At 40.4% G+C, this 21,970-nt stretch carries 23 protein-coding genes and 3 pseudogenes; 13 read left to right on the top strand and 13 right to left on the bottom strand.

Features of this window, described 5'->3' with window-relative positions; all coding sequences use genetic code 11:
* The 7 genes and pseudogenes from BHE89_RS07115 to BHE89_RS07085 form a co-directional block, all read right to left on the bottom strand.
* Positions 1–233 (bottom strand): annotated as a pseudogene (locus BHE89_RS07115) (RNA polymerase factor sigma-54); the annotation flags it as partial.
* A gap of 60 nt (positions 234–293) precedes the next feature.
* Positions 294–1,019, bottom strand: coding sequence for an LPS export ABC transporter ATP-binding protein (gene lptB, locus BHE89_RS07110; protein WP_006535352.1), 726 nt, complete (start codon positions 1,017–1,019; stop codon positions 294–296).
* Between the two features lie 6 nt (positions 1,020–1,025).
* The gene (lptA, locus tag BHE89_RS07105) at positions 1,026–1,559 is read right to left on the bottom strand and encodes a lipopolysaccharide ABC transporter substrate-binding protein LptA (RefSeq protein ID WP_069368713.1); all 534 of its coding nucleotides are present in this window, start codon (positions 1,557–1,559) and stop codon (positions 1,026–1,028) included.
* A complete protein-coding gene (gene lptC, locus BHE89_RS07100) occupies positions 1,540–2,118 on the bottom strand; it encodes an LPS export ABC transporter periplasmic protein LptC (protein WP_023582876.1) in 579 nt (192 codons plus the stop codon). Before lptC ends, lptA begins: the two co-directional genes overlap by 20 nt.
* 16 nt (positions 2,119–2,134) lie before the next feature.
* Positions 2,135–2,692, bottom strand: coding sequence for a 3-deoxy-manno-octulosonate-8-phosphatase KdsC (gene kdsC / locus BHE89_RS07095; RefSeq protein ID WP_069368712.1), 558 nt, complete (start codon positions 2,690–2,692; stop codon positions 2,135–2,137).
* 27 nt (positions 2,693–2,719) lie between these two features.
* Complete coding sequence (kdsD, locus tag BHE89_RS07090; RefSeq protein ID WP_069368711.1) at positions 2,720–3,694, bottom strand: arabinose-5-phosphate isomerase KdsD; 975 nt, start codon at positions 3,692–3,694, stop codon at positions 2,720–2,722.
* Positions 3,695–3,712: 18 nt separating this feature from the next.
* Positions 3,713–4,693, bottom strand: a complete 981-nt coding sequence (locus tag BHE89_RS07085) for a calcium/sodium antiporter (RefSeq protein WP_069368710.1) — start codon at positions 4,691–4,693, stop codon at positions 3,713–3,715.
* Between the two features lie 239 nt (positions 4,694–4,932).
* Between BHE89_RS07085 and mlaF the strand changes: the two genes are divergently transcribed.
* The 8 genes from mlaF to BHE89_RS07045 all read left to right on the top strand — a co-directional run bounded on the left by mlaF (position 4,933) and on the right by BHE89_RS07045 (position 10,152).
* Positions 4,933–5,745 carry a phospholipid ABC transporter ATP-binding protein MlaF gene (gene mlaF / locus BHE89_RS07080; protein WP_069368709.1) on the top strand — a complete coding sequence of 271 codons (813 nt, stop codon included), beginning with the start codon at positions 4,933–4,935 and terminating at the stop codon, positions 5,743–5,745.
* Positions 5,746–5,748: 3 nt separating this feature from the next.
* A complete protein-coding gene (mlaE, locus tag BHE89_RS07075) occupies positions 5,749–6,528 on the top strand; it encodes a lipid asymmetry maintenance ABC transporter permease subunit MlaE (RefSeq protein ID WP_069368708.1) in 780 nt (259 codons plus the stop codon).
* A 3-nt stretch (positions 6,529–6,531) separates the two neighbouring features.
* A complete protein-coding gene (gene mlaD / locus BHE89_RS07070; RefSeq protein WP_069368707.1) occupies positions 6,532–7,068 on the top strand; it encodes an outer membrane lipid asymmetry maintenance protein MlaD in 537 nt (178 codons plus the stop codon).
* Positions 7,069–7,164: 96 nt separating this feature from the next.
* Complete coding sequence (gene mlaC / locus BHE89_RS07065) at positions 7,165–7,794, top strand: phospholipid-binding protein MlaC (RefSeq protein WP_069368706.1); 630 nt, start codon at positions 7,165–7,167, stop codon at positions 7,792–7,794.
* A 1-nt stretch (position 7,795) separates the two neighbouring features.
* Positions 7,796–8,089, top strand: coding sequence for a lipid asymmetry maintenance protein MlaB (mlaB, locus tag BHE89_RS07060; RefSeq protein ID WP_069368705.1), 294 nt, complete (start codon positions 7,796–7,798; stop codon positions 8,087–8,089).
* A 141-nt stretch (positions 8,090–8,230) separates the two neighbouring features.
* Positions 8,231–8,485 (top strand): BolA family iron metabolism protein IbaG, encoded by a 255-nt coding sequence (ibaG, locus tag BHE89_RS07055; RefSeq protein WP_006535338.1) that lies wholly within the window; start codon positions 8,231–8,233, stop codon positions 8,483–8,485.
* 47 nt (positions 8,486–8,532) lie between these two features.
* The gene (gene murA, locus BHE89_RS07050; RefSeq protein WP_069368704.1) at positions 8,533–9,795 is read left to right on the top strand and encodes a UDP-N-acetylglucosamine 1-carboxyvinyltransferase; all 1,263 of its coding nucleotides are present in this window, start codon (positions 8,533–8,535) and stop codon (positions 9,793–9,795) included.
* A 108-nt stretch (positions 9,796–9,903) separates the two neighbouring features.
* The gene (locus tag BHE89_RS07045; RefSeq protein WP_069368703.1) at positions 9,904–10,152 is read left to right on the top strand and encodes a CPCC family cysteine-rich protein; all 249 of its coding nucleotides are present in this window, start codon (positions 9,904–9,906) and stop codon (positions 10,150–10,152) included.
* 26 nt (positions 10,153–10,178) lie between these two features.
* Here BHE89_RS07045 and degS read toward each other — a convergent pair whose 3' ends face one another.
* The 3 genes from degS to zapG all read right to left on the bottom strand — a co-directional run bounded on the left by degS (position 10,179) and on the right by zapG (position 13,531).
* A complete protein-coding gene (gene degS / locus BHE89_RS07040; RefSeq protein ID WP_069368702.1) occupies positions 10,179–11,249 on the bottom strand; it encodes an outer membrane-stress sensor serine endopeptidase DegS in 1,071 nt (356 codons plus the stop codon).
* A gap of 252 nt (positions 11,250–11,501) precedes the next feature.
* Entirely contained in the window at positions 11,502–12,893 is a 1,392-nt protein-coding gene (gene degQ / locus BHE89_RS07035; protein WP_069368701.1) for a serine endoprotease DegQ, read from the bottom strand.
* A 233-nt stretch (positions 12,894–13,126) separates the two neighbouring features.
* Positions 13,127–13,531: a Z-ring associated protein ZapG gene (gene zapG, locus BHE89_RS07030; protein ID WP_069368700.1), complete on the bottom strand. Its 405-nt coding sequence runs from the start codon at positions 13,529–13,531 to the stop codon at positions 13,127–13,129.
* 202 nt (positions 13,532–13,733) lie between these two features.
* On the opposite strand from zapG, the pseudogene zapE reads away from it, so the two are divergent.
* The 5 genes and pseudogenes from zapE (at position 13,734) to sspB (ending at position 17,937) form a co-directional block, all read left to right on the top strand.
* A pseudogene (gene zapE, locus BHE89_RS07025) lies at positions 13,734–14,850 on the top strand (cell division protein ZapE).
* A gap of 434 nt (positions 14,851–15,284) precedes the next feature.
* Positions 15,285–15,714: pseudogene (rplM, locus tag BHE89_RS07020) on the top strand (50S ribosomal protein L13).
* Between the two features lie 15 nt (positions 15,715–15,729).
* Positions 15,730–16,122 carry a 30S ribosomal protein S9 gene (gene rpsI / locus BHE89_RS07015; RefSeq protein WP_004245284.1) on the top strand — a complete coding sequence of 131 codons (393 nt, stop codon included), beginning with the start codon at positions 15,730–15,732 and terminating at the stop codon, positions 16,120–16,122.
* Between the two features lie 658 nt (positions 16,123–16,780).
* Positions 16,781–17,422 (top strand): stringent starvation protein SspA, encoded by a 642-nt coding sequence (sspA, locus tag BHE89_RS07010; protein WP_069368698.1) that lies wholly within the window; start codon positions 16,781–16,783, stop codon positions 17,420–17,422.
* A 5-nt stretch (positions 17,423–17,427) separates the two neighbouring features.
* Complete coding sequence (sspB, locus tag BHE89_RS07005; RefSeq protein ID WP_069368697.1) at positions 17,428–17,937, top strand: ClpXP protease specificity-enhancing factor; 510 nt, start codon at positions 17,428–17,430, stop codon at positions 17,935–17,937.
* 79 nt (positions 17,938–18,016) lie between these two features.
* Here the strand turns inward: sspB and BHE89_RS07000 are convergent, their stop codons facing one another.
* The 3 genes from BHE89_RS07000 to dcuC all read right to left on the bottom strand — a co-directional run bounded on the left by BHE89_RS07000 (position 18,017) and on the right by dcuC (position 21,749).
* A complete protein-coding gene (locus BHE89_RS07000) occupies positions 18,017–19,042 on the bottom strand; it encodes a MerR family transcriptional regulator (protein ID WP_069368696.1) in 1,026 nt (341 codons plus the stop codon).
* Positions 19,043–19,191: 149 nt separating this feature from the next.
* Complete coding sequence (locus tag BHE89_RS06995) at positions 19,192–20,460, bottom strand: amidohydrolase (RefSeq protein WP_069368695.1); 1,269 nt, start codon at positions 20,458–20,460, stop codon at positions 19,192–19,194.
* Between the two features lie 14 nt (positions 20,461–20,474).
* Positions 20,475–21,749 (bottom strand): C4-dicarboxylate transporter DcuC, encoded by a 1,275-nt coding sequence (dcuC, locus tag BHE89_RS06990; RefSeq protein ID WP_069368694.1) that lies wholly within the window; start codon positions 21,747–21,749, stop codon positions 20,475–20,477.
* Positions 21,750–21,970 lie beyond the last annotated feature (221 nt).

Genomic DNA, 21,970 nt, shown 5'->3' with positions numbered 1-21,970 from the left:
TTTTCAGTTGTTGTTTCTGTTGTCGGATCTGACGGATCTGCTGTATGAGCGGTATCATCTGAAACGGGATCGGGTTGATCGTCGTCTTGTTCTAGAAGTGGATTAGATTCAAGTGCTTGCTGAATTTCTTGTTGTAATTCAAGCGTCGAAAGTTGCAACAAACGAATAGCCTGTTGTAGCTGTGGCGTCATTGCCAGTTGCTGACTAAGACGAAGTTGCAGACTTTGTTTCATAATAATGCGAAGAGTCCTTTGCTGTTGTCATCCATGACAGAGTAAAAAGTGAATCAAAGATTACAGGCGGAAACCTTCACCTAAGTAAACACGTTTAACTTGCTCATTTTCAAGAATTTCTTCTGGTGAACCATGCGCAATAAGGTGACCTTGGCTGACGATATAAGCACGTTCGCACACATCTAATGTTTCACGCACGTTATGGTCAGTAATCAGTACACCTAATCCATAATCACGTAGATGCTGGATAATTTTTTTAATATCTAATACTGAAATAGGGTCAACACCCGCAAAAGGTTCATCTAATAAAATGAATTTAGGGTTTGCTGCCAATGCCCGTGCGATTTCAACACGGCGACGCTCCCCTCCTGATAATGATTGCCCTAAACTGTTACGTAAGTGGCTGACATTAAACTCTTCTAGCAGTTCTTCGGCTCGATCTTTTCGTTCTTCAGGCGTTAAATCATGGCGGATTTCTAAGATCCCCATAATGTTGTCATAAACGCTTAAACGTCTAAAAATAGACGCCTCTTGAGGAAGATAGCCAATGCCTTTACGTGCTCGTTCATGTAACGGTAACAGCGTAATGTCTTCATCATCAATGGTAATACTACCTGCATCACGGGCGACAATACCAACAACCATATAGAATGTGGTTGTTTTACCTGCACCATTGGGTCCAAGTAAGCCGACAATCTCACCTGAATTAACGTTCAAGCTGACATCACCGACAACGGTACGCCCTTTGTATGCTTTTGCTAAATTTTCAGCTTTTAACAGCGCCATAAAGTGTTACTTACCTTTGTTGTTAACACCAGGGCCTTTCTCTTGCAACTGGGAAGGCAGTAAAACAGTAGTCACTTGTTTACCTTTACCGCTAAAAGCTTCCATTTGCTGAGTTGGGACGAGATAAGTGATCTTATCACCGGTGATATTACTGTCTAATTGTTCAAGATAGGCTTTACCCGTTAAGGTCATTAACTCTTTATCCATTTCATAGGTCATTTTTTCGCCACGACCTTTGATAGGTTTACCATCATCTTGTAACTGATAAAAAGTCACTGGGTTACCAAATGCTTCTATAATGATCTTTTTGGAGTCACCACCTGGGCGTGTGACAATAACTTTATCAGCACGAATATCGATAGATCCTTGTTTGATCACAACATTTTGTGTAAAGGTTGTGACGTTTTTTTCGAGATCAAGCGATTGTTTCTCTGAGTTCACAACAATAGGTTGTTGTGTGTCATCTTTAAGCGCCATCGCAGGTACACTTATCGCTAAAAGTGTACCGATAATCAGTGTATTACGGATTTTTTGATTCATTAGGGATCTCATAATAGGTGTTTACCTTTTCAATCAGCTCTGCACGTTTCTCACGCAGATTGCCTCGCATTTTTAAGCCGACTGATTTCAGTCCGACGCCGATAATAGTCACTTCATCATCAGAGGAAACATCCTGTGTGTCCAAATTTGCGATAGCGTTGTCTGTGCTTATTCTCTGTAGTTGAGAGTCATCCGTTAGGCTATCAATTTGAACATCGCCATAAAGATAGAGCATTTTACTGTTTGTTAGCTTGGCTTTATTTGCGCGTACTGTCCATGTTGCATCCCCTGTCGGTGAATAGGTGGTTAAGACAGGGTTAGTAAACCATGTAAACTTTTGCTGAGCATAATTTTTGACATCATCAGCAACCAGTTTATATCCGAGTATACCCGTTGGCTCGTAAACAAAAGAGATCGATGATTTGGATTGGTAGGTAGGTTGACCATCATCAACAATCTCACCCTCACCGAACTCAGTGTTATTAGTGTAGTTCCAGCCAATCAGCCCAAGGGCGATAATGGCAAGAATTAAGGTAAACCAGGATTTTAATTTATTCATTCTGTATCGTTATACGTTAAATCGAAAGACCTTTAGCTTCTTCAAGCCGACCTTGCGCTAAAAGGATTAAATCACACAATTCTCGTACTGCTCCACGACCACCTGCAATGCGAGTGACATAATTAGCACGAGGTATAAGTAATGGATGAGCATCTGCCACAGCGACAGAAAGTCCCACTTTTTCCATTACAGGTAAATCAATCAGGTCATCACCAATATAGGCTGTTTGTTCAGGTTTAAGGTTTAGTGTATCTAACAGTTGTTGATACGCCAAAAGCTTATTATGCTGACCTTGGTAAAGATATGTAATGCCAAGGGTTTTAGCACGATCTTCTAACAGTTTAGATTGACGACCTGTAATGATAGCAACCTCAATGCCAGATGTAAGCAAACAACGGATGCCGTACCCATCACGGACATTAAAGGCTTTTAATTCTTCGCCATTATTACCCATATAAATGAGCCCGTCCGACATCACACCATCAACATCACAAATCAGCAATTGGATTTTTTCTGCTTTTTTGATGATTTGTTCGCTTACTGCACCATAACAAGTTTCTATCAGTGTATTCATTTTTATCCTTCGAACGTTATGACTATCTTATACAACACCGGCCTGTAATAAATCATGCATATGTAAAACGCCTAACAGGATATCACTATCTTGTTCTGTGACTAAGAGCGAGGTGATATGTTTTGCTTGCATTAAATTTAGTGCTTCAACGGCTAAACAATCTGGGCGAATACGAATACCGCCTCTTGTCATCACATCTGAGATTTTGGCATTGTTCAGATCTATCCCTAAATCAAATATTCTTCGTAAGTCACCGTCAGTAAAGATACCATTGATCAGCATATTGTCATCGCAAATGACGGTCATACCTAGTTTTTTACGGGTTATCTCGACAAGCGCTTCACGTAAAGTGGCCTCTTTAGTCACACGTGGAATATCGGCGTCTTTATTCATTAAATCACTGACATGAAGGAGTAATTTTCGGCCTAATGCACCACCTGGGTGAGAAAGCGCAAAATCTTCAGCAGTAAAACCACGGGCACGTAAAAGAGCGATGGCTAGCGCATCCCCCATAACCAAGGTTGCTGTTGTACTGGTTGTTGGTGCAAGCCCTAAAGGACAGGCTTCTTTAGGGACTTTGATACAAAGATGAATATCAGACGCTTTCCCCATTGTACTTTGAGGAGTGCGTGTCATACAAATCAGTGTTATTTGTTTACGTTTAAGTACGGGAATAAGCGCGAGGATCTCGCTGGCTTCACCGGAGTTTGAAATCGCTAGAACGATATCTTTTTCTGTCACCATTCCTAAGTCACCGTGGCTGGCTTCACCAGGATGCACAAAGAAAGAAGGTGTTCCTGTGCTGGCAAATGTGGCCGCAATTTTGTGTCCAATATGCCCTGATTTCCCCATCCCCATCACAATGACTCGTCCTTGACAGTGAAATATTTTTTCACAAGCACGGGTAAAATCATCGTTAATGTATTGTTCTAGTTCAGCTAATCCATCACGTTCAATATGAAGAACTTTTTTACCTGCTTGCTGAAAATCAAACTCGGTCATTTTTTTGTACCATTTATTTTAGGTTAAGAGAGAATGTGCGACGCACAACACCGTAATATAAACAATAAAGCAAACTAACAAGAATATCCCTTTTCCTCTATTAAGACGTTGTTTACGCCCTAATGAAAAGAGAGAAAACAGTAAACTGGCGACACCAAGTACAGCAAAGCTAAAATAAAAGGCGTGCATATTAAATGTGCTTGGTGAGAGTAATGCTGGCATTCCCAACACAAAAGTTAGATTGAATATATTAGCACCTATAATATTCCCTAATGCTAATTCATTCTCGCGTCTTAGTGCTGCCACAATGGTTGTTGCTAACTCAGGAAGGCTTGTTCCAATAGATAGCAAGGTTAAACCGATAAAAAATCCACTAAGATGATACTGTTGCATTAAAATAAAGGCATTATCTAATATCATCTGGGTTGCCACGGGTATGATCAGTAAAGCAATGACAACCCAAAACAGGGCAACAGAATTACGGGGATTTGTCTGTAATTCAAAACGCGTTAAGGTTTCTAAAGGTAACACGTGACGCTCTTGTGCTAGGGTTTTATGCATTGTTTTTATCATGAGAAAAATAGATGCAAAGCCAATAAAAAAGAGCAGTGTACCTTCTCTAAGCCCCAAATTTCCGCTAGAAACAATAATACCAACGAGCATGATGACTATAATCATCAAGGGGAGCTCTTTTTTTAGTACTGCGGACTGAATGTTCATGGGGTAAATCATCGCGCCAATACCCACGATGAGGAGAAGGTTGGTGAGTGTCGAGCCAATGGCTGTCCCGATCGCGATGTCAGGAAAATTATGAACAGCAGCATCTGCTGAAACAAAAAGCTCAGGCAGTGAAGTACCTGTACCGACAATTAAAATACCGATAACGGCTGGCGGGATTTTTAACGATTGCGCAAAAACGCTCGCACCATAAACTAATCGGTCTGATGCATAAACGAGTAACATCAACCCAAAAATTAAAAGAGACAAAGTAATCAACATGCCATCAGTTTTCCAACAATGAGCGAATAAAGAAAAAACCAATAAGACAGGGCTGATAAAAAAACATATTGTCAAAAGGTTTTGCTAATTAACCATATTTTGACTAGCCAAGCACGAAAAGTAAAATTAACCGTGCAATAAATTGCTAAATAGTGGTGATTTCTTTGTAACATAGCGAATGACCTGCCAAAATAGCGTAAAAATTCGTTTATGCAGACAGGCTTGAGGATGTTTTATTCATGAACGCACAATCTGATAATCTAATTGAAGTGCGCAATATGAACTTCACTCGCGGTAGCAGAAAGATCTTCTCTGAGATCAATCTTGTTGTGCCGAGAGGAAAAGTGACTGCGATTATGGGCCCTTCAGGGATTGGTAAAACAACCTTGTTACGCCTAATGGGAGGACAAATCCTTCCCGATAGTGGTGAAATTTGGTTCGATGGCGACAATATTCCTGCGCTATCACGTTCTGCGTTGTATCAAGCAAGAAAGAAAATGAGTATGCTTTTTCAATCAGGCGCACTGTTCACAGACATGAATGTGTTTGAAAATGTGGCATTTCCACTGAGAGAACATACAAATTTGCCTGAAGCACTGATACGTACAACAGTGATGATGAAACTTGAAGCCGTAGGTTTACGTGGTGCCGCAAATTTAATGCCTTCTGAATTATCTGGCGGCATGGCGAGAAGGGCAGCATTAGCAAGGGCTATTGCACTTGATCCTGAGCTCATTATGTTTGATGAACCTTTTGTTGGGCAAGATCCTATCACTATGGGGGTGCTTGTTAAGCTAATTGATGAGTTAAATCATGCGCTTGGTGTGACTTGTGTTGTGGTTTCCCATGATGTGCCTGAAGTGTTAAGTATCGCTGATTACGCCTATATTGTCGCAGAGCAGAAAGTGATTGCGCAAGGCAGTGCACAAGAATTACAGGGGAATCCCAATAGGCAAGTAAGACAGTTTTTAGATGGAATTGCTGATGGCCCTGTGCCTTTCCGTTTTCCTGCGGGAGATTATCAGGACGACCTATTAGGACGAGGAAATTAGTACGTGGTAAATTTATTAGCTCGTATTGGCGCTAGAGCGTTGGCGATTTTTGCGACATTCGGTCGAGCGGGGATTATGCTCTTTCGAGCATTAGTCGGTAAACCGGAACTCCGTAAACAGTGGCCTCTCTTAATGAAGCAACTGTATAACGTTGGCGTTCAATCTTTATTAATTATTATGGTGTCTGGCTTATTTATTGGCATGGTGTTGGGATTACAAGGTTATCTTGTACTGACAACATTTAGTGCTGAAGCTAGCCTTGGCATGATGGTTGCACTCTCATTATTAAGAGAATTAGGCCCCGTCGTCACGGCATTATTATTTGCTGGTCGTGCGGGCTCAGCCTTAACAGCCGAAATTGGTTTAATGAAAGCGACAGAACAAATTTCTAGTTTAGAAATGATGGCAGTTGATCCTTTACGACGTGTCGTTGCGCCTCGTTTTTGGGCGGGGCTTATTAGTATGCCATTGCTTTCACTTATTTTTGTTGCCATTGGTATTTGGGGTGGTGCAATTGTGGGAGTGGATTGGAAAGGGATCGATGAAGGCTTTTTCTGGGCATCTATGCAGGGTGCCGTTGAATGGCGACTCGATTTAGTGAACTGCTTTATTAAAAGTGTCGTTTTTGCCATTACTGTCACTTGGATAGCGCTCTTTAACGGGTATGACGCAATCCCAACATCAGAAGGGATTAGCAGAGCAACAACACGTACTGTTGTTCATTCATCGTTAGCCGTATTGGGTTTAGATTTTGTGCTAACAGCACTGATGTTTGGGAACTAAGTCATGCAAAGTAAAAAAATTGAAGTTTGGGTTGGTCTATTTGTTCTGATTGCGTTAGCCGCGGTGATTTTCTTATGCCTTAAAGTCGCTGATATTAAAGAAATGGGTAACCAACCGACTTATCGTGTTTATGCCAGTTTCGGTAATATTGGTGGGTTAAAAGAGCGCTCTCCAGTTAAGATTGGCGGTGTGGTGATTGGTCGTGTTGCTTCTATCACTTTAAAAGAAGAAAGTGAAGGGAACTATCGTCCTGAAGTCGCGCTCGATATTCTGAGTATTTATGACCACATTCCAGAAAGTAGCTCACTGTCTATTCGTACATCGGGTTTATTAGGTGAACAGTTCCTTGCATTGAATTTGGGTTTTTATGATGAAGCATTAGATTCTACTCTGTTAGAAGATGGAGGACGGATCACAAATACCAATTCAGCAATGGTATTAGAAGACCTAATTGGTCAATTCCTTTATAAAACAGGTGAGGGTGATGATTCAGCTAAATCTGAATCTAAACCGACAGAAGAACACTCTGCATTACCTTAATCATTAATTCCTATACGATGCACTTATACATTTAGCTAAATTTAGCGTAATAAATGCATCGTATTATTGAAACCCTATTTGAGGAGAAGCGAACCTATGTTTAAACGCTTATTGATGGTCGCACTATTAGTGATAACGCCTTTTGCAATGGCGGTCGATAAAACCAATCCTTATGCATTGATGGAAGATGCAGCACAAAAGACCTTTAGTAAATTAAAAAATGAACAGCCTGAAATTCGTAAAAACCCTGAAGTTTTACGTCAAATTGTTCAGCAAGAATTACTGCCTTATGTACACATTAAATATGCAGGTGCATTAGTGCTAGGGCCGCATTATCGTAATGCAACACCAGCACAACGCGAGGCTTATTTTACAGCATTCGAAGCGTATCTTGCTCAAGTTTACGGTCAGGCATTAGCGATGTATGAAGGTCAAGAGTATCGTATTGAGCCTGCAAAACCGTTTGCAGATAAATCAACGCTCACTATCCGTGTCACCATTATCGATACAAATGGTCGCCCGCCTGTTCGTCTTGATTTCCAATGGCGTAAAAATAGCAAAACAGGTGAATGGCAAGCTTATGATATGATTGCTGAAGGTGTCAGCATGATCACAACAAAACAGAATGAGTGGTCAGATATTTTAAATTCTAAAGGTGTTGATGGTTTAACTAAACAGTTAGAGATCAGTGCTAAAACACCAATCACACTGGGTGAGAAAAAATAACATGTCAGCTTCGTTAAATTGGGAAAAAAGGGATGATGTCCTCTATTTCCAAGGAACGCTAGATCGTGAAACGTTATTGCCTGCTTGGCAACAACGTAAAGCCTTATTAGCTGATATTAATATCATTGACATTTCTGCCTTAGAACATATTGATTCAACAGGATTGGCACTTTTTGTTCACTTAAAGGCAGAAATGGAAGCACAAAATCGTCAATTTATTATTCAAGGTGCCAGTGAGCGTTTTCAGACTTTAATTACACTCTATGATCTTGATGAAATTATGAATATTGCCTAATACCGATTTTAAGTAAAGGTATTAAAAAGCCCCCCTTCGTGATACTTTTATCATTAAGGGGGTTTTTGATGGTTTAAGAGTAGAGCGGATTCCATTAGGATAGACGACTGATTATTATTTTAACGTTGAGATTGAGCAATTATGGATACAAACGAAATCAAACAAGTATTAATGGACAGCCTGTCTTTAGATGAAGTTATCGTTAATGGTGATGGTAGTCATTTTCAAGTTGTGGTTGTTGGCGCAATGTTTGAGGGAATGAGCAGAGTAAAACAACAACAAACCATTTATGCCCCTTTGATGGAATATATCGCAGATAATCGTATTCACGCTTTGTCTATTAAAGCCTACACACCTGAAGAGTGGAAGAGGGATCGTAAACTTAACGGGCTTTGAGTCAGTAGGTATACAGCGTACAGCAAAATAAAAAGAGAGTTCTACAGATGGATAAATTTAGAGTACAAGGACCAACCTGTTTATCAGGTGAGGTCTCTATTTCAGGCGCAAAAAATGCCGCATTACCAATCCTGTTCGCTGCGATCCTTGCCGAAGAGCCAGTAGAATTAACGAATGTTCCTAAATTAAAAGATATCGATACAACGATTAAGTTACTTAATCGCTTAGGAACTAATGTTGAACGTAATGGCTCTGTTTTCGTTGATGCTCGTAACATTAATGAATTTTGCGCTCCTTACGAGTTAGTAAAAACCATGCGTGCTTCTATCTGGGCTTTAGGTCCGCTGGTGGCGCGTTTTGGTCAAGGTCAGGTTTCTTTACCGGGTGGTTGTGCCATTGGTGCTCGTCCTGTTGATCTTCATATTACAGGTTTAGAGCAATTAGGTGCTGAGATCACACTGGATGAAGGTTATGTAAAAGCACGCGTTGATGGGCGTTTAAAAGGCGCACATATTGTCATGGATAAAGTGAGTGTGGGCGCGACTATTACGATTATGACTGCTGCGGTATTAGCTGAAGGTAAAACTATCATTGAAAATGCGGCAAGAGAGCCTGAAATTGAAGATACAGCAAACTTTCTCAATACATTAGGCGCCAAAATCAGTGGAGCAGGTACTGATAGCATTACTATTGAAGGCGTAGAGCGCCTTGGCGGCGGTACTTATCAAATCCTACCAGATCGTATTGAAACGGGAACTTTCTTAGTTGCTGCTGCGATTTCTCGTGGTCGAGTTGTTTGTCGTAATGCTAAACCAGACACATTAGATGCGGTGTTGGCAAAATTACGTGAAGCTGGCGCAGATATTGAAGTAGGCGAAGATTGGATAAGCCTTGATATGCATGGTAAACGCCCTAAAGCAGTCACATTGCGTACAGCCCCACATCCCGGTTTTCCAACGGATATGCAAGCACAATTTAGCCTTTTAAACCTAGTGGCTGAAGGTGCTGGGATGATCACTGAAACTATTTTTGAAAATCGTTTTATGCACATTCCTGAGCTAATTCGTATGGGTGCTCATGCTGAAATCGAAAGTAATACTGTGTTATGCCACGGTGTTGAAAAACTTTCAGGTGCACAAGTGATGGCAACGGATTTACGTGCTTCTGCAAGTTTAGTCCTTGCGGGGTGTATCGCTGAAGGTACAACCATTGTTGATCGTATTTATCATATCGATCGTGGATATGAGAATATTGAAGCTAAATTACAAGGATTAGGGGCAAAAATAGAACGTTTGCACGCTAATGACTAATTTATTTTAGCTATCATTTTTTAGCCATTTAAAACCATGGTACATTGTTGTGCTATGGTTTTTTTTCGCATTATGCCAATAGAACTCTTAATAGAATAGGAGATTATTTTGATAGAGAAACGCAGTTGTCATCTTCCATTAGAAGTGAGTTGTGTTGCGTGTCATTATCTTGTTTTCAAAGATAAAGATGAGGCATTTTTTGAGATTTGTCCTGTATGTGGTTGGCAAAATGATGGTACTAAAGAAGGACAATATAGTGGCTGTAATCACAGTACCTTAGCGGATTATCGCAATACCGAAAGCTTTAAAGAAAGCTGCTTACAAAGTGCGACGTTTTATATGAAAGCTCCCTACTAGGCAAGAGTAGGGAGGATTTTTGTTAATTATGATTCAGGTTGGTATTCAGAAATAGTTACATCAACACTGATCTCATTACCTTCTCGTAATATCGTGACAGGTAATGCTGTACCTGGGGGGGTTTCTGCAATGTAATCCATCATTTCCATCGCGGAAGTTGCTGGTGCATGATTAATACTTAGGATGATATCGCCTGTTTTTATTCCTGCTTTATCTGCTGGTCCATTGGGTGTGATCCTAAAAATACGTAATCCTTGAATTTGCTTAATATCTGTATTGGATGAGCGAATTCGTGGTAATTCTTTTGCTGTAATACCAATAAAGCCACGGATAACACGACCATCACGAATTAGCTTATTCATAATTTTAACGGCAAGTTCGGTCGGAATGGCGAAGCCTAACCCTTCTGCCGTAGGGCGGTATCCGTTATAGGTTCCTGAGTCAAATGTCATGGTATTAATACCTACTAGTTCACCTTCAGTATTAATGAGGGCACCACCAGAGTTACCTTCATTAATTGAGGCATCTGTTTGTAGGAAATTTTGGTAACGGGTTGGGCTCAATCCAACACGCCCCGTGGCACTGATGATCCCTTGTGTAATAGTTTGTCCAATATTAAATGGGTTACCAATAGCCAGTACAACATCACCAACATGAGAGATCCGTTTAGTATTAATTGGGATCGTAGGAAGTTTATTGGCATCAATTTTTAAAACCGCAAGATCGGTTAAAGGATCGGATCCAACAAGCAAGCCTTCATAAAGATCACCATTTTGGAGCGCGATAAGGATCTGATCAGCATTATTAATAACATGTTGATTCGTCAGAATATAACCACGACCATCCATAATGACACCAGCACCTAAAGATGTTAGCTCTCTACCTTCTTGAGAAAAGCTCCCCATTGTACTGCTATAAACATTAACAACTGCAGGGGCTGCTCGTCGCACTGCTGTGTTATAGCTAAAAGGCGCATTAAGAAAATCGCCATTAAGTAGGCGCTCAATAAAAATAGGGCGAATTGAAGGAACTGCAATCAAAAGAATTGCTGCTGTGAGAAGACCAATTAGGGTTGATCGCAGTAACTTAGCTAACATAAAAATCCTGTATTTATGTCTGACTGTAAGATTATTCGCATAGGAGCGATGAGAATAGCACAGTTTAGCTTATGAAAGCATCGCTCAGCGCATAAAATTCCCTTTTAATCCAATGACTCTAAGTGACTGCTCCCCACGCATTGGGCGAGGGTTTACGGTGTTTATTGCTAAAAATAAGAATAAAAAAAGCCCTATAATGGAAATTATAGGGCTAAAGAAATCAATAAATTAGATAGGTGAAAAGCTTACTTCTTAGCGCGGTGTATTGCGTAACAGCAGGTAAATTTCTTCATTACCACGCTGAATATTCAATGCAAGAACAGGTGGTTTAGCATCAATTGCTTTGCGTAAATCACCGAGTGATGTAATCGGCGTATTATTGATACCAATAATAAGATCGCCTTTCTGTAAACCAGATGCTGCAGCCGCGGAGTCTTTCTCAACTGAATCAACAGCAACGGCTTTCACTTGTTTATTCACATAGTTACTTAATGTAGCGCCTTGTAGTGCAGGAGAGAAATTATCTGCGCGTGTTGCATCTGCTGATTGTTTCTCTAATGTCACTTTAACATCCATTGGCTTGCCTTGACGGATTAAGCCAATCAGGATCTCTTTACCCGGCGGTGTTGTACCCACTTTAGCTCTTAATTCCGCAAAGCTATTGATACGTTTACCATCAACTGAAATTAAAACGTCGCCTGGTTTAATACCTGCTTTTGCCGCGGATGAATCGGGTATTACTTCACTAACAAAAGCACCGCGTTGTGCATCAATATTAAAGGATTTCGCCAGATCAGAATTCATTTCTGTACCACGAATACCTAAGATGCCACGTTTAACTTCACCATGAGAAATCAGTTGTTGGCTAAGATCACGCGCCATATTACTTGGGATTGCGAAGCCGATACCGATGTTGCCACCGCCTGGCGCTAAAATAGCGGTATTAATTCCGATTAACTCACCATTTAAGTTAACGAGGGCACCACCAGAGTTACCACGGTTAATTGAAGCATCGGTCTGAATAAAGTTCTCTAAACCTTCCAGATTTAAACCGCTACGACCTAATGCGGAAATAATGCCGGATGTTGCTGTTTGACCTAAACCAAATGGGTTACCTACCGCAACGGCAAAGTCACCAACACGTAATTGGTCAGAGTCCGCCATTTTAATTGCGGTTAAGTTAGTTGGTTTTTCAATTTGCAGTAATGCGATATCGGTTTGTGGATCGCTACCAATTAATTTTGCACTAAATTCACGACCATCATTAATTTGCAGTTGAATTTTATCTGCACCATCAACAACGTGATTGTTTGTTAATACGTAGCCTTTTTGTGCATCAATAATGACACCAGAGCCTAAGCCTTCAAAAGGACGAATACTTTGTTGCTGTGATGGGAAGTTTGGACCAAAGAAGAATTTGAACTCTTCTGGTACCTGCTGGCTTTGTACTCGTGTTCCAGAAACATGCACACTCACAACAGCAGGTAACACTTTTTCTAACATGGGTGCAAGGCTTGGCAATTGTTCGCCTGATGGCATAACCGCAGGCAGCGCGGCCATACTGGTTGCTGGAATAGTAGAGAGTGAAAGTCCGACACTCATTGCTAATGCACTAAGTAATAATTTTCTTTTTTTAGTCAACATGAATTAGAGTCTCTTGATACAGTTATCAAAATAAAAGTTATTGCTCAAAGTGAGCTCGATGTCACTAAGACCTGTACTGACAAAGGAAAGTTCATTAAGACATAATGTGCTTTGCTTCCTTTTACACGGATTTACAAGACAAAAGCTATCTTTAAAACCATAGCAAATAATTGTCATTTTGTGATGTTTATTAAAATGAAAAACGCCACAAAAAAATGTGGCGTTTTTTAACATTAACTGTCTTTTTTCTCTGTGGGTCTGAACAATCCAGATGCGCCTTCGGAGTAATCACGAGGTGGCATTTTTATTGGAGATTGATCATTCGCTGCTTCTGATTCACTTAATCGGTAATTAAATGGGTTTTCTTGAGCAGGCATATCGGGCATGAGCTCATTAGAGCTTTTTGCCATATGTTGATAAAGCTGACGGTAATCTTTCGCCATATTATCTAAGAGTTCAGCACTTCTAGCAAAGTGGCTGACAAGCTCATTGCGATAATTGTCCAGTTCTTCTTTTTTTGTGTCTAATTCTGCTTTGATCGCATCTTGTTGGCGAAGGGTGCTGTTACCGTAACGCATTGCAAGCGCGCCGATAATAAGACCGACAACTAATCCAATCAGTGCATAAACCCAAACCATGGCAACTCCTTTTCATCTAATAGTGAGGACGATGGATTCTTATAACATCATAACCGCTAAAAGGCATGGGTGGAATAATATCCTTAAGCTTAATCTAAAATTCGTGTGTTACGTTGATGTTAAAACAATTCTTAATGCTTATAATAGAGCCATTCGACAGAGACAAATCAGTATGTCAGAAATTAAGGGGAAGAGGGCATTCATGACTGTTAGTACGCCGTTATCACTTTATGAAGCCGCATTGAAGCAAGGTGATTATCAACCTGATGATGTCCAGCGAAAAACGGTTCTCCATCTTCAACAGATATACCATGCATTATTAAAAGAGACTCCACCAGAGAAAAATTCGTTAACACAACGATTATTCGGACGAATTCGCACAAAAAAACAGATTGTTGTACCAGAACGTGGTTTATATATGTGGGGCGGTGTTGGACGAGGTAAAACATGGTTGATGGATATGTTTTATCAAAGTTTGCCGACAGAGCGAAAGCTTCGCTTACACTTTCATCGCTTTATGTTACGTGTTCAAGAAGAACTGAAAAACTTACAAGGCCATGAAAATCCGTTAGAAATTATTGCTGACGGTTTTAAAGCACAAACCGATGTGCTCTGTTTTGATGAGTTTTTTGTTTCTGATATTACGGATGCAATGATTTTAGGGACCTTGCTTGAAGCACTATTTGCCAGAGGTATTACGTTGGTGGCAACATCAAATATTCCACCTGACGAGCTTTATCGTAACGGATTACAACGTTCTCGTTTTTTACCTGCAATAGAACAGATAAAACAGCATTGTGACATTTTAAATGTTGATGCAGGTATTGATTATCGTCTTAGAACATTAACGCAAGCCCATCTTTTTTTTATCTCCACTTAACGATGAGAATCGTCAGGAGATGGATAGAATTTTTATGCACTTGGCAACCAACGAGCCACAAGTTGATTGTACCTTAACTATTAATCATCGCCCCATGAAAGTAAGAAAAGCATCTAATGGGGTGCTTGCTATTAATTTTTCAACTTTGTGTATAGAACCACGTAGCCAGCTTGATTATATTGAGCTTTCTAAGCATTACCATTCTGTTTTGTTATATGAGATGGAACAAATGGGGACATTAAATGAAGATGCTGCGCGTCGGTTTCTCGCGCTTGTTGATGAGTTTTATGAGCGTAAAGTGAAACTTATTATTAATGCAAATGTAGAAATGAACGAAATTTACCAAGGTGATTTTTTACGATTTGAATATCAACGTTGCTTATCTCGCTTACAAGAGATGCAAAGTGAAGAATATTTAGTACAACCCCATCTCGCTTAATTTTTAATTCTTGAAGCAAGTCATCTTTCATTATGGTAGGATGGCGCAGGTTAAGTTGCTTGATGTTTTTTCCTATGAAAATAGAAAGCATTAGGCAGCTTGCAAGCGCTCTGGAAAGGAACAATTCTTCTCTTCAGGTAGCAAGAATTTATCAGTCAAATCAGAAAAAAGTGCCAGATTCGTTTTTTTCGCTGAAATATTGAAAAAGAATTCAATTGTTTTTCAATTATGACTCGATTTTTTTTTCTGACTTCTCTATAATCTTGCGACCCCACGTTGCAGCAAGTTTTTTATTTCCCAAAAAACTCGCATTTTAGAGTCAGCAGTGCTACTCGAAGGGGTAGGTTTGCTGGACACAAGAGTCGTGTGAACCTCAATAGTATTTGAACCGAGCGTTCACCAACGTGTAACTAAACATTGGGTAATTTTCAATAATGAAAACTTTTACAGCTAAACCAGAAACCGTAAAAACGCGACTGGTATGTTGTTGATGCAGACGGCAAAACTTTAGGCCGTTTAGCAACTGAAATTGCTAGCCGTTTACGCGGTAAGCACAAAGCGGAATACACTCCGCACGTTGATACTGGTGATTACATCATCGTTTTAAACGCTGAGAAAGTAGCGGTAACTGGTCATAAACGTACTGACAAAGTTTACTACCGTCATACTGGTCACGTAGGTGGTATCAAACAAGCGACTTTCGAAGAGATGATCGCCCGTAGTCCTGAGCGTGTAATCGAAATCGCGGTAAAAGGCATGCTGCCAAAAGGGCCTCTGGGTCGTGCGATGTACCGTAAACTGAAAGTTTACGCAGGATCTGAGCACAACCACGCGGCACAACAACCGCAAGTTCTGGACATTTAATCGGGATAATAGGCAATGGCTGATAATCAATACTACGGCACAGGTCGCCGCAAAAGTTCTTCCGCACGTGTCTTCATTAAGCCAGGTAGCGGTAATATCGTAATCAACAAACGTAGCCTAGAAGTTTACTTTGGCCGCGAAACAGCACGTATGGTTGTTCGTCAACCGCTGGAATTAGTTGATATGCTGGGTAAATTAGATTTATACATCACTGTTAAAGGTGGTGGTATTTCTGGTCAAGCTGGCGCGATCCGTCACGGTATCACTCGTGCACTGATGGAATATGATGAGACTCTACGTTCTGATCTGCGTAAAGCTGGTTTCGTAACCCGTGATGCGCGTTCTGTTGAACGTAAGAAAGTGGGTCTGCGTAAAGCACGTCGTCGTCCACAGTTCTCTAAACGTTAATTTGTTATCTTTTAGATATCAATTTGATGTTGAAAACCCGTCTTCACAGGCGGGTTTTTTATTTTTGACTTATTTGTGTTTATTAATAATAAAAAACAGAATGTTGCTAATGCATGATACTATTATTGATAAAACAGGCTTTATGTAAGATAACGGTCGTATTGAAAAGTCTATTTTTTTAGATGTTATCTCTAAAAAAAATTATTTTTTGATATTATAATCTTACTTTTAAGGCATTATGACATATTGTATTGAATTATTTGCATTAGCCCCCCTAAGTAACATGAATTCTGGTAGAATAACCCGCTTTGGTGTCTTTCTTTCTATGACTTCATCATTGTTGCCAATGGGTATATTGATAGTAATACCTGTGATGAGTTTGAAAGTCATACCAAAATTATTATGACAATAATGATTGTTGAATGATTATTTTGGTATTACTTGATAATGATATGTGCCGCAAAGACAGGTAAGTTTTTAACCCTGTAAAATATGATTATCCCACGATAACACTGTTATACAGGTAGTTACCCAATGCAGTTACTCCTTAAATATTTATTTAGGTCTACTGCGTTTGTGTGCTTGTCTTTTAGGAATGGGGAAATGGAAAAGGCATTGTGCTAATTCATTTCTTTAATTGATTAACTTGGAGGTTTTCATGGCTGTCGCTGCCAACAAACGTTCGGTAATGACTTTGTTTTCCGGTCCGACTGATATTTTCAGCCATCAGGTCAGAATTGTCCTAGCGGAGAAAGGTGTCAGTGTTGAAATTGAACAGGTTGAAGCTGGTAATCTTCCACAGGATCTTATCGATCTAAACCCTTACCAAAGTGTACCGACTTTGGTTGATCGTGAGCTGACTCTGTATGATTCACGTATCATCATGGAATATCTTGATGAACGCTTCCCTCATCCTCCTTTAATGCCCGTTTATCCTGTTGCTCGTGGTAGCAGCCGTTTAATGATGCATCGTATCGAGCATGATTGGTATTCTTTGATGAACACCATTGAAAAAGGCACTGACCAGCAAGCAAATGCAGCTCGTAAACAGTTAGCAGAAGAGCTACTGGCTGTATCTCCTGTGTTTAAAGAATATCCTTACTTTATGAGTGAAGAGTTTAGCTTAGTCGATTGCTACCTTGCTCCTCTGTTATGGCGTCTACCTGTACTCGGTGTAGATTTAAGTGGTGCAGGCGCTAAAGATGTACAAATTTATATGCAACGTGTTTTTGAGCGTGATTCTTTCCTCGCGTCATTAACCGAAGCAGAGCGTGAGATGCGCTTACCTTCAAGAGGGTAAAAGGTATGGAGATTATGGATATGTCTCCGCGTCGTCCGCATTTGTTACGTGCGCATTATGACTGGATCATCGAGAACGATTTAACACCACATTTAGTGGTTGATGTGAATATTGTTGGTGTTCAAGTCCCAATGGAATATGCGCACGATGGTCAAATTGTACTAAATATTTCATCTCGTGCAGTAGATGACTTAGAGTTAACGCCGTATCAGGTTTTATTTAGTGCAAGCTTTGGTGGCATACCTCGCAAAGTGCGAGTGCCTATGGCTGCTGTTATGGCTATTTATGCGAGAGAAAACGGTGCGGGAATGATGTTTGAGCCAGAGCCTGCTTATGAATCTGGTGCATCATTACAGTTTGCTGAAGATGATAGTGAAGAGAACAATATAGCTCCAGCTAGTGAAGGTTTATCTCTTGTCACTGATGAAGCTGTCGAAGCTGATACCTCTTCACCAGATGATGATCCTGAGCCACCTCGTCCAACAGGTCGCCCATCATTGCGTGTTGTGAAGTAAATAGCGTTTTTATTTTCATTGCATAAAGCCCAGTTCAAATGCTGGGCTTTTTTATATCTATTTGATTTTTAAATTAACGCTATTTTTGCACTAGTAAACTAATAGCCGTAAATAAATATTGACCAATCTCAGGTGTCATCCATGTACCTTTAGCGATTTCATGATCAGTTTGATAAATGGTACGGATCTTTGCCTGAATATCGCTATCACCCTGTGTAAACTGATTGAACATATTTAGCCACATCTTAGCGAGATTTTGTACCTGCTCTGAATCCGCTTTTTCTCCTGAAGTGAGTGCATTATATAATCCAGAAATAAGCTCAGGCCAGACACTACCAGCATCAAAATAGTGCTGATGTACGACTGCAAATTGTTCTGGGGTCAGATGAGATTTAAAAACAGATAATTGATATTCGCTAAAGCCTTTAGTAACAAAATCTATCATCTGTTTAGTAATACCAGTAGCAGTCGCAAACTCATCATCAGAAATATGCATTTTATTTAAACGGACAAAAAAGTCCGGATTACCCCCAGTATCTTGCTCTAAAGCTATCATCCACTCTCTTGAAACTTGCATGGCTTCATTTGAATCGGCAGATTTACCCTGTTTAATCAAATTATTGACGGTTGAAATACGCTGTTGCCATGCTTGGCTTTTTAATGTGTGCGCAGTATAGAGTGGTAACTGCGCTAATTCAGAATAAGTAAAATATTTATCGTACATAGACATCATCTCCAATAGAGAAAACCAGTCATGTTGCGTAAATGGCGTGCCTGTTTGTATTTGTTGTTGAACATGCTCTAGCTGATAACGCAATTTGGCAATTTGTTGCATTTGCGTGGTTAATTGGCTAATGCGCTCTTCAATTAAACAAGCTACCTTTGCACTATGACCATTAAGAATATGACCGATGTCTTTCAGTTTGACGCCAATTTGACGTAGCATTTGAATTTGTGTTAATCGCTCTATGCTTTTCATATCGTAGAGTCGATAACCTGCATCGGTTCTTGCAGTCGGTTGCAATAAACCTATCTCTTCATAATGATGGAGAGTACGGACCGTTAATCCCGTCTTTTTAGCGATCTCTCCTACTTGAAATAGCATATCTTCACCTCCTGTATGCCATGCAGGTTAAAACCTCACGTAACGTAAGGGTCAATAGGTTAATTTAAATTTTTTTGTACGATAAAACAGCATAAAAAACGCCCTATAGTGATATAGAGCGTTTTAATGAGTCAATTAAATAAGAGAGATTATTTCAGCAGCTCTTCTAAACAACCCGTGTAAAGATTAACCGCAGTCATTAATTGTTTTTCGTCGAAATCAAAGCCTGCTTGGTGATGACCTGCTGTTCTATCAGCACCAACAACGAAATACAGTGATTTACCACCACAACGTTGTACTCGTTTCGCTAATACGGTTGCATCTTCACTACCACCGAATGGGCGAGTAGCAACGGCAGTTAGCTCAGGATGTTTACCAACCACTTTGGTCATAACATCAATGAGTTCTTGGTCATTCGTCAGGTCAACGGCTTCACCCATGATTTCGCTTTCCATTTCTAACTGGAAGCTATGTGCTGCACCTTCAGCCATACGCACTGCATTTGCAGCCATAAAGCTGTTGATCTCTTCGTTTTCACCACGCACTTCAATTTGCATTTCAGCATTCGCTGGAGTGACATTACGACCTTCACCGGCTTTTAATACACCGATGTTGATACGTGACATGCCTTTACCATGGCGAGAAATGCCCAGCATTTGTGTTGCTGCGTGGCAAGCACCGGCTAATGCATTACGGCCTAATTCTGGCTCTGCACCTGCGTGAGAGGGGGCACCTTTAAAACGGAAGTCATATTTAGTGGTACATAAGAAATGTGTTGGATTAATAACAATCTCACCACTATTGGCGATAAAGCCTAAGTGTGCACCTAAGAAGTAATCTGCATCATCGGCGATACCGCTTTCAGCCATCGCACGAGCGCCACGAACGCCTTCTTCTGCGGGTTGGAATAAGATTTTAACTTTACCAATGACTTTATCTTTATTTTCAACTAACCAGTGAGCAACGCCTAAACCGATAGAAATGTGTCCGTCGTGACCACAAGCGTGCATTTCACCAGCGTGACATGAAGCAAAGTTTTCGGCATGAGGACGGTGTTTAGTGTCGGTTGCTTCGTTAACACCCACACAGTCGATATCAAAACGCAGTGCAACTGTTGGACCTGCTTTACCGCTATCAAAGATAGCCACACAGCCAGTTAGCTCTTTCATTTCATCAAGTAGAGCTTCATCAACGTTATGCTCTCTTGCAACAGCTAGGCCTTTTTCTACAACTTGACGGCGGCGACCAAAAGCAAACTCTTGATTGATAACATCGGGGCCAACTTTAACGTCTAAACCTAAGCTACGTAGTTCTTTGACGATTTTTGCTGTGGTTAAAAATTCAGACCAACCAATTTCTGGATATTGGTGAAACTCACGACGCCATTTTATTAATTTTTCTAGTGTAATTGCTGACATATTCATTTCTCCACTTATAACATGAATAACGCAACAGCGATGACGCCGATAATCATACCCGGTGCAGTACGTTTTGCGATTTCCATAGGGTTTACATTTGCAAGGCCAGCACAAACAATTGCTGCACCCGCCAGTGGTGACATAGTACGACCTAACGCGCCAGATAATGCCGCAGCCATACCCATATCAGGGATTTCATAACCGAATTGTGCCGCATGAGGTGTGACTGTTTCGTTAAATGCGAATGCTGCTGCGTCACCAGAACCTGTAATAATACCCATTAAGAATGGCCCTAACGTCCCCCCCCAGCGAGCAAATTCAGGAGAATGAGTTAAGAAGTTGATGAACGCGTCGATTAAACCTGAAGCTTTCAAACCTGCTGCGAATACAGCGGCTGCAATGATGATACCTAATACATCACCATAAGCATTACCCATACCTTTAAAGAACTCTTTGGTAATTTGAGCAGGGTTAGTTAATGTGATGAACAGAGCATAGATAGAACCGATTAACATTGCCGCTGGTACAGACAGTTTAAATGTACTGAACGTCTCGAAGAACGGCAGAATTAACAGAATTAATGGAATGAAAGGTGCTGTTGCATATAAGTAGTTAGGGCGAACAGCTTCAGGGGTTGCTTGTGCTGATGAAGATGATGCATCACCAGTAGCAGAAGCCACTTTGAACTCTTTTTTGACTAACGCGACAACTGCCAGTGAAACGGCTGCGATACCACCAGCCATTAAGCTGTATGGGCTATGGCGAGCAATTAAATCAACTACTTCCATATTTGCCATATTAGCAACGAAGGCGTTATGCGACATACCTGGGCTTAACATTGAGCCGATAGTACCACATAACACGGCACCACCCGCGATAGCTGGATGAATACGTGCTGCAATTAATAATGGAATGAGCGTTGCACCTACTGCGGCTGCACAACCTGCTGCTGATGGGATTGCGATATTAATAAAATACGTTACGACAACCGTCGCAGGGATAAGAAAGAAGCCAAGACGAGTCATTACTTTTGATAAAACATGAACCAGATGCATATCACATTTGGTGTATTTCATCACATAAGCAAAACCCATACTCGAACAGATTGCTTGAATTAATGATGAAGATACCATGCGCTCACTAAATGCAGTAAATGCATCTAAGGGGGTTAGACTTAAAATACAGAGTAATAAGCCGGCACCAATGAGCACCATTCGGGTTTCATATTTTTTTATTAGCAAATAGACAGTTACGATAATAACGGCTACTGCTATCAGTTGCATCACCATAGTGATCCCCTAGTTAATTATGACAATAATATTAATTGTGAAAATGAACCTAACATCAATAAATTATATTTTTCTGTAAAGTTATTAGGTGACTCCATTATGAAGTTGGTAGGTTGACAATATTTGATTGTTATCAAATTTAATAGCCGAAATAAAATCTATTTTTTTAGACTGTGATGTTATTAACAAATGCTGTAAAACAATTATCATTAAAAGATGAC

This window comes from Shigella sp. FC1967, assembly GCF_001743005.1.
Classification (GTDB): Bacteria; Pseudomonadota; Gammaproteobacteria; order Enterobacterales; family Enterobacteriaceae; genus Proteus.
Note: the sequence above shows the minus strand (reverse complement) of the source record. Positions and strands in the feature narration are given on the sequence as shown.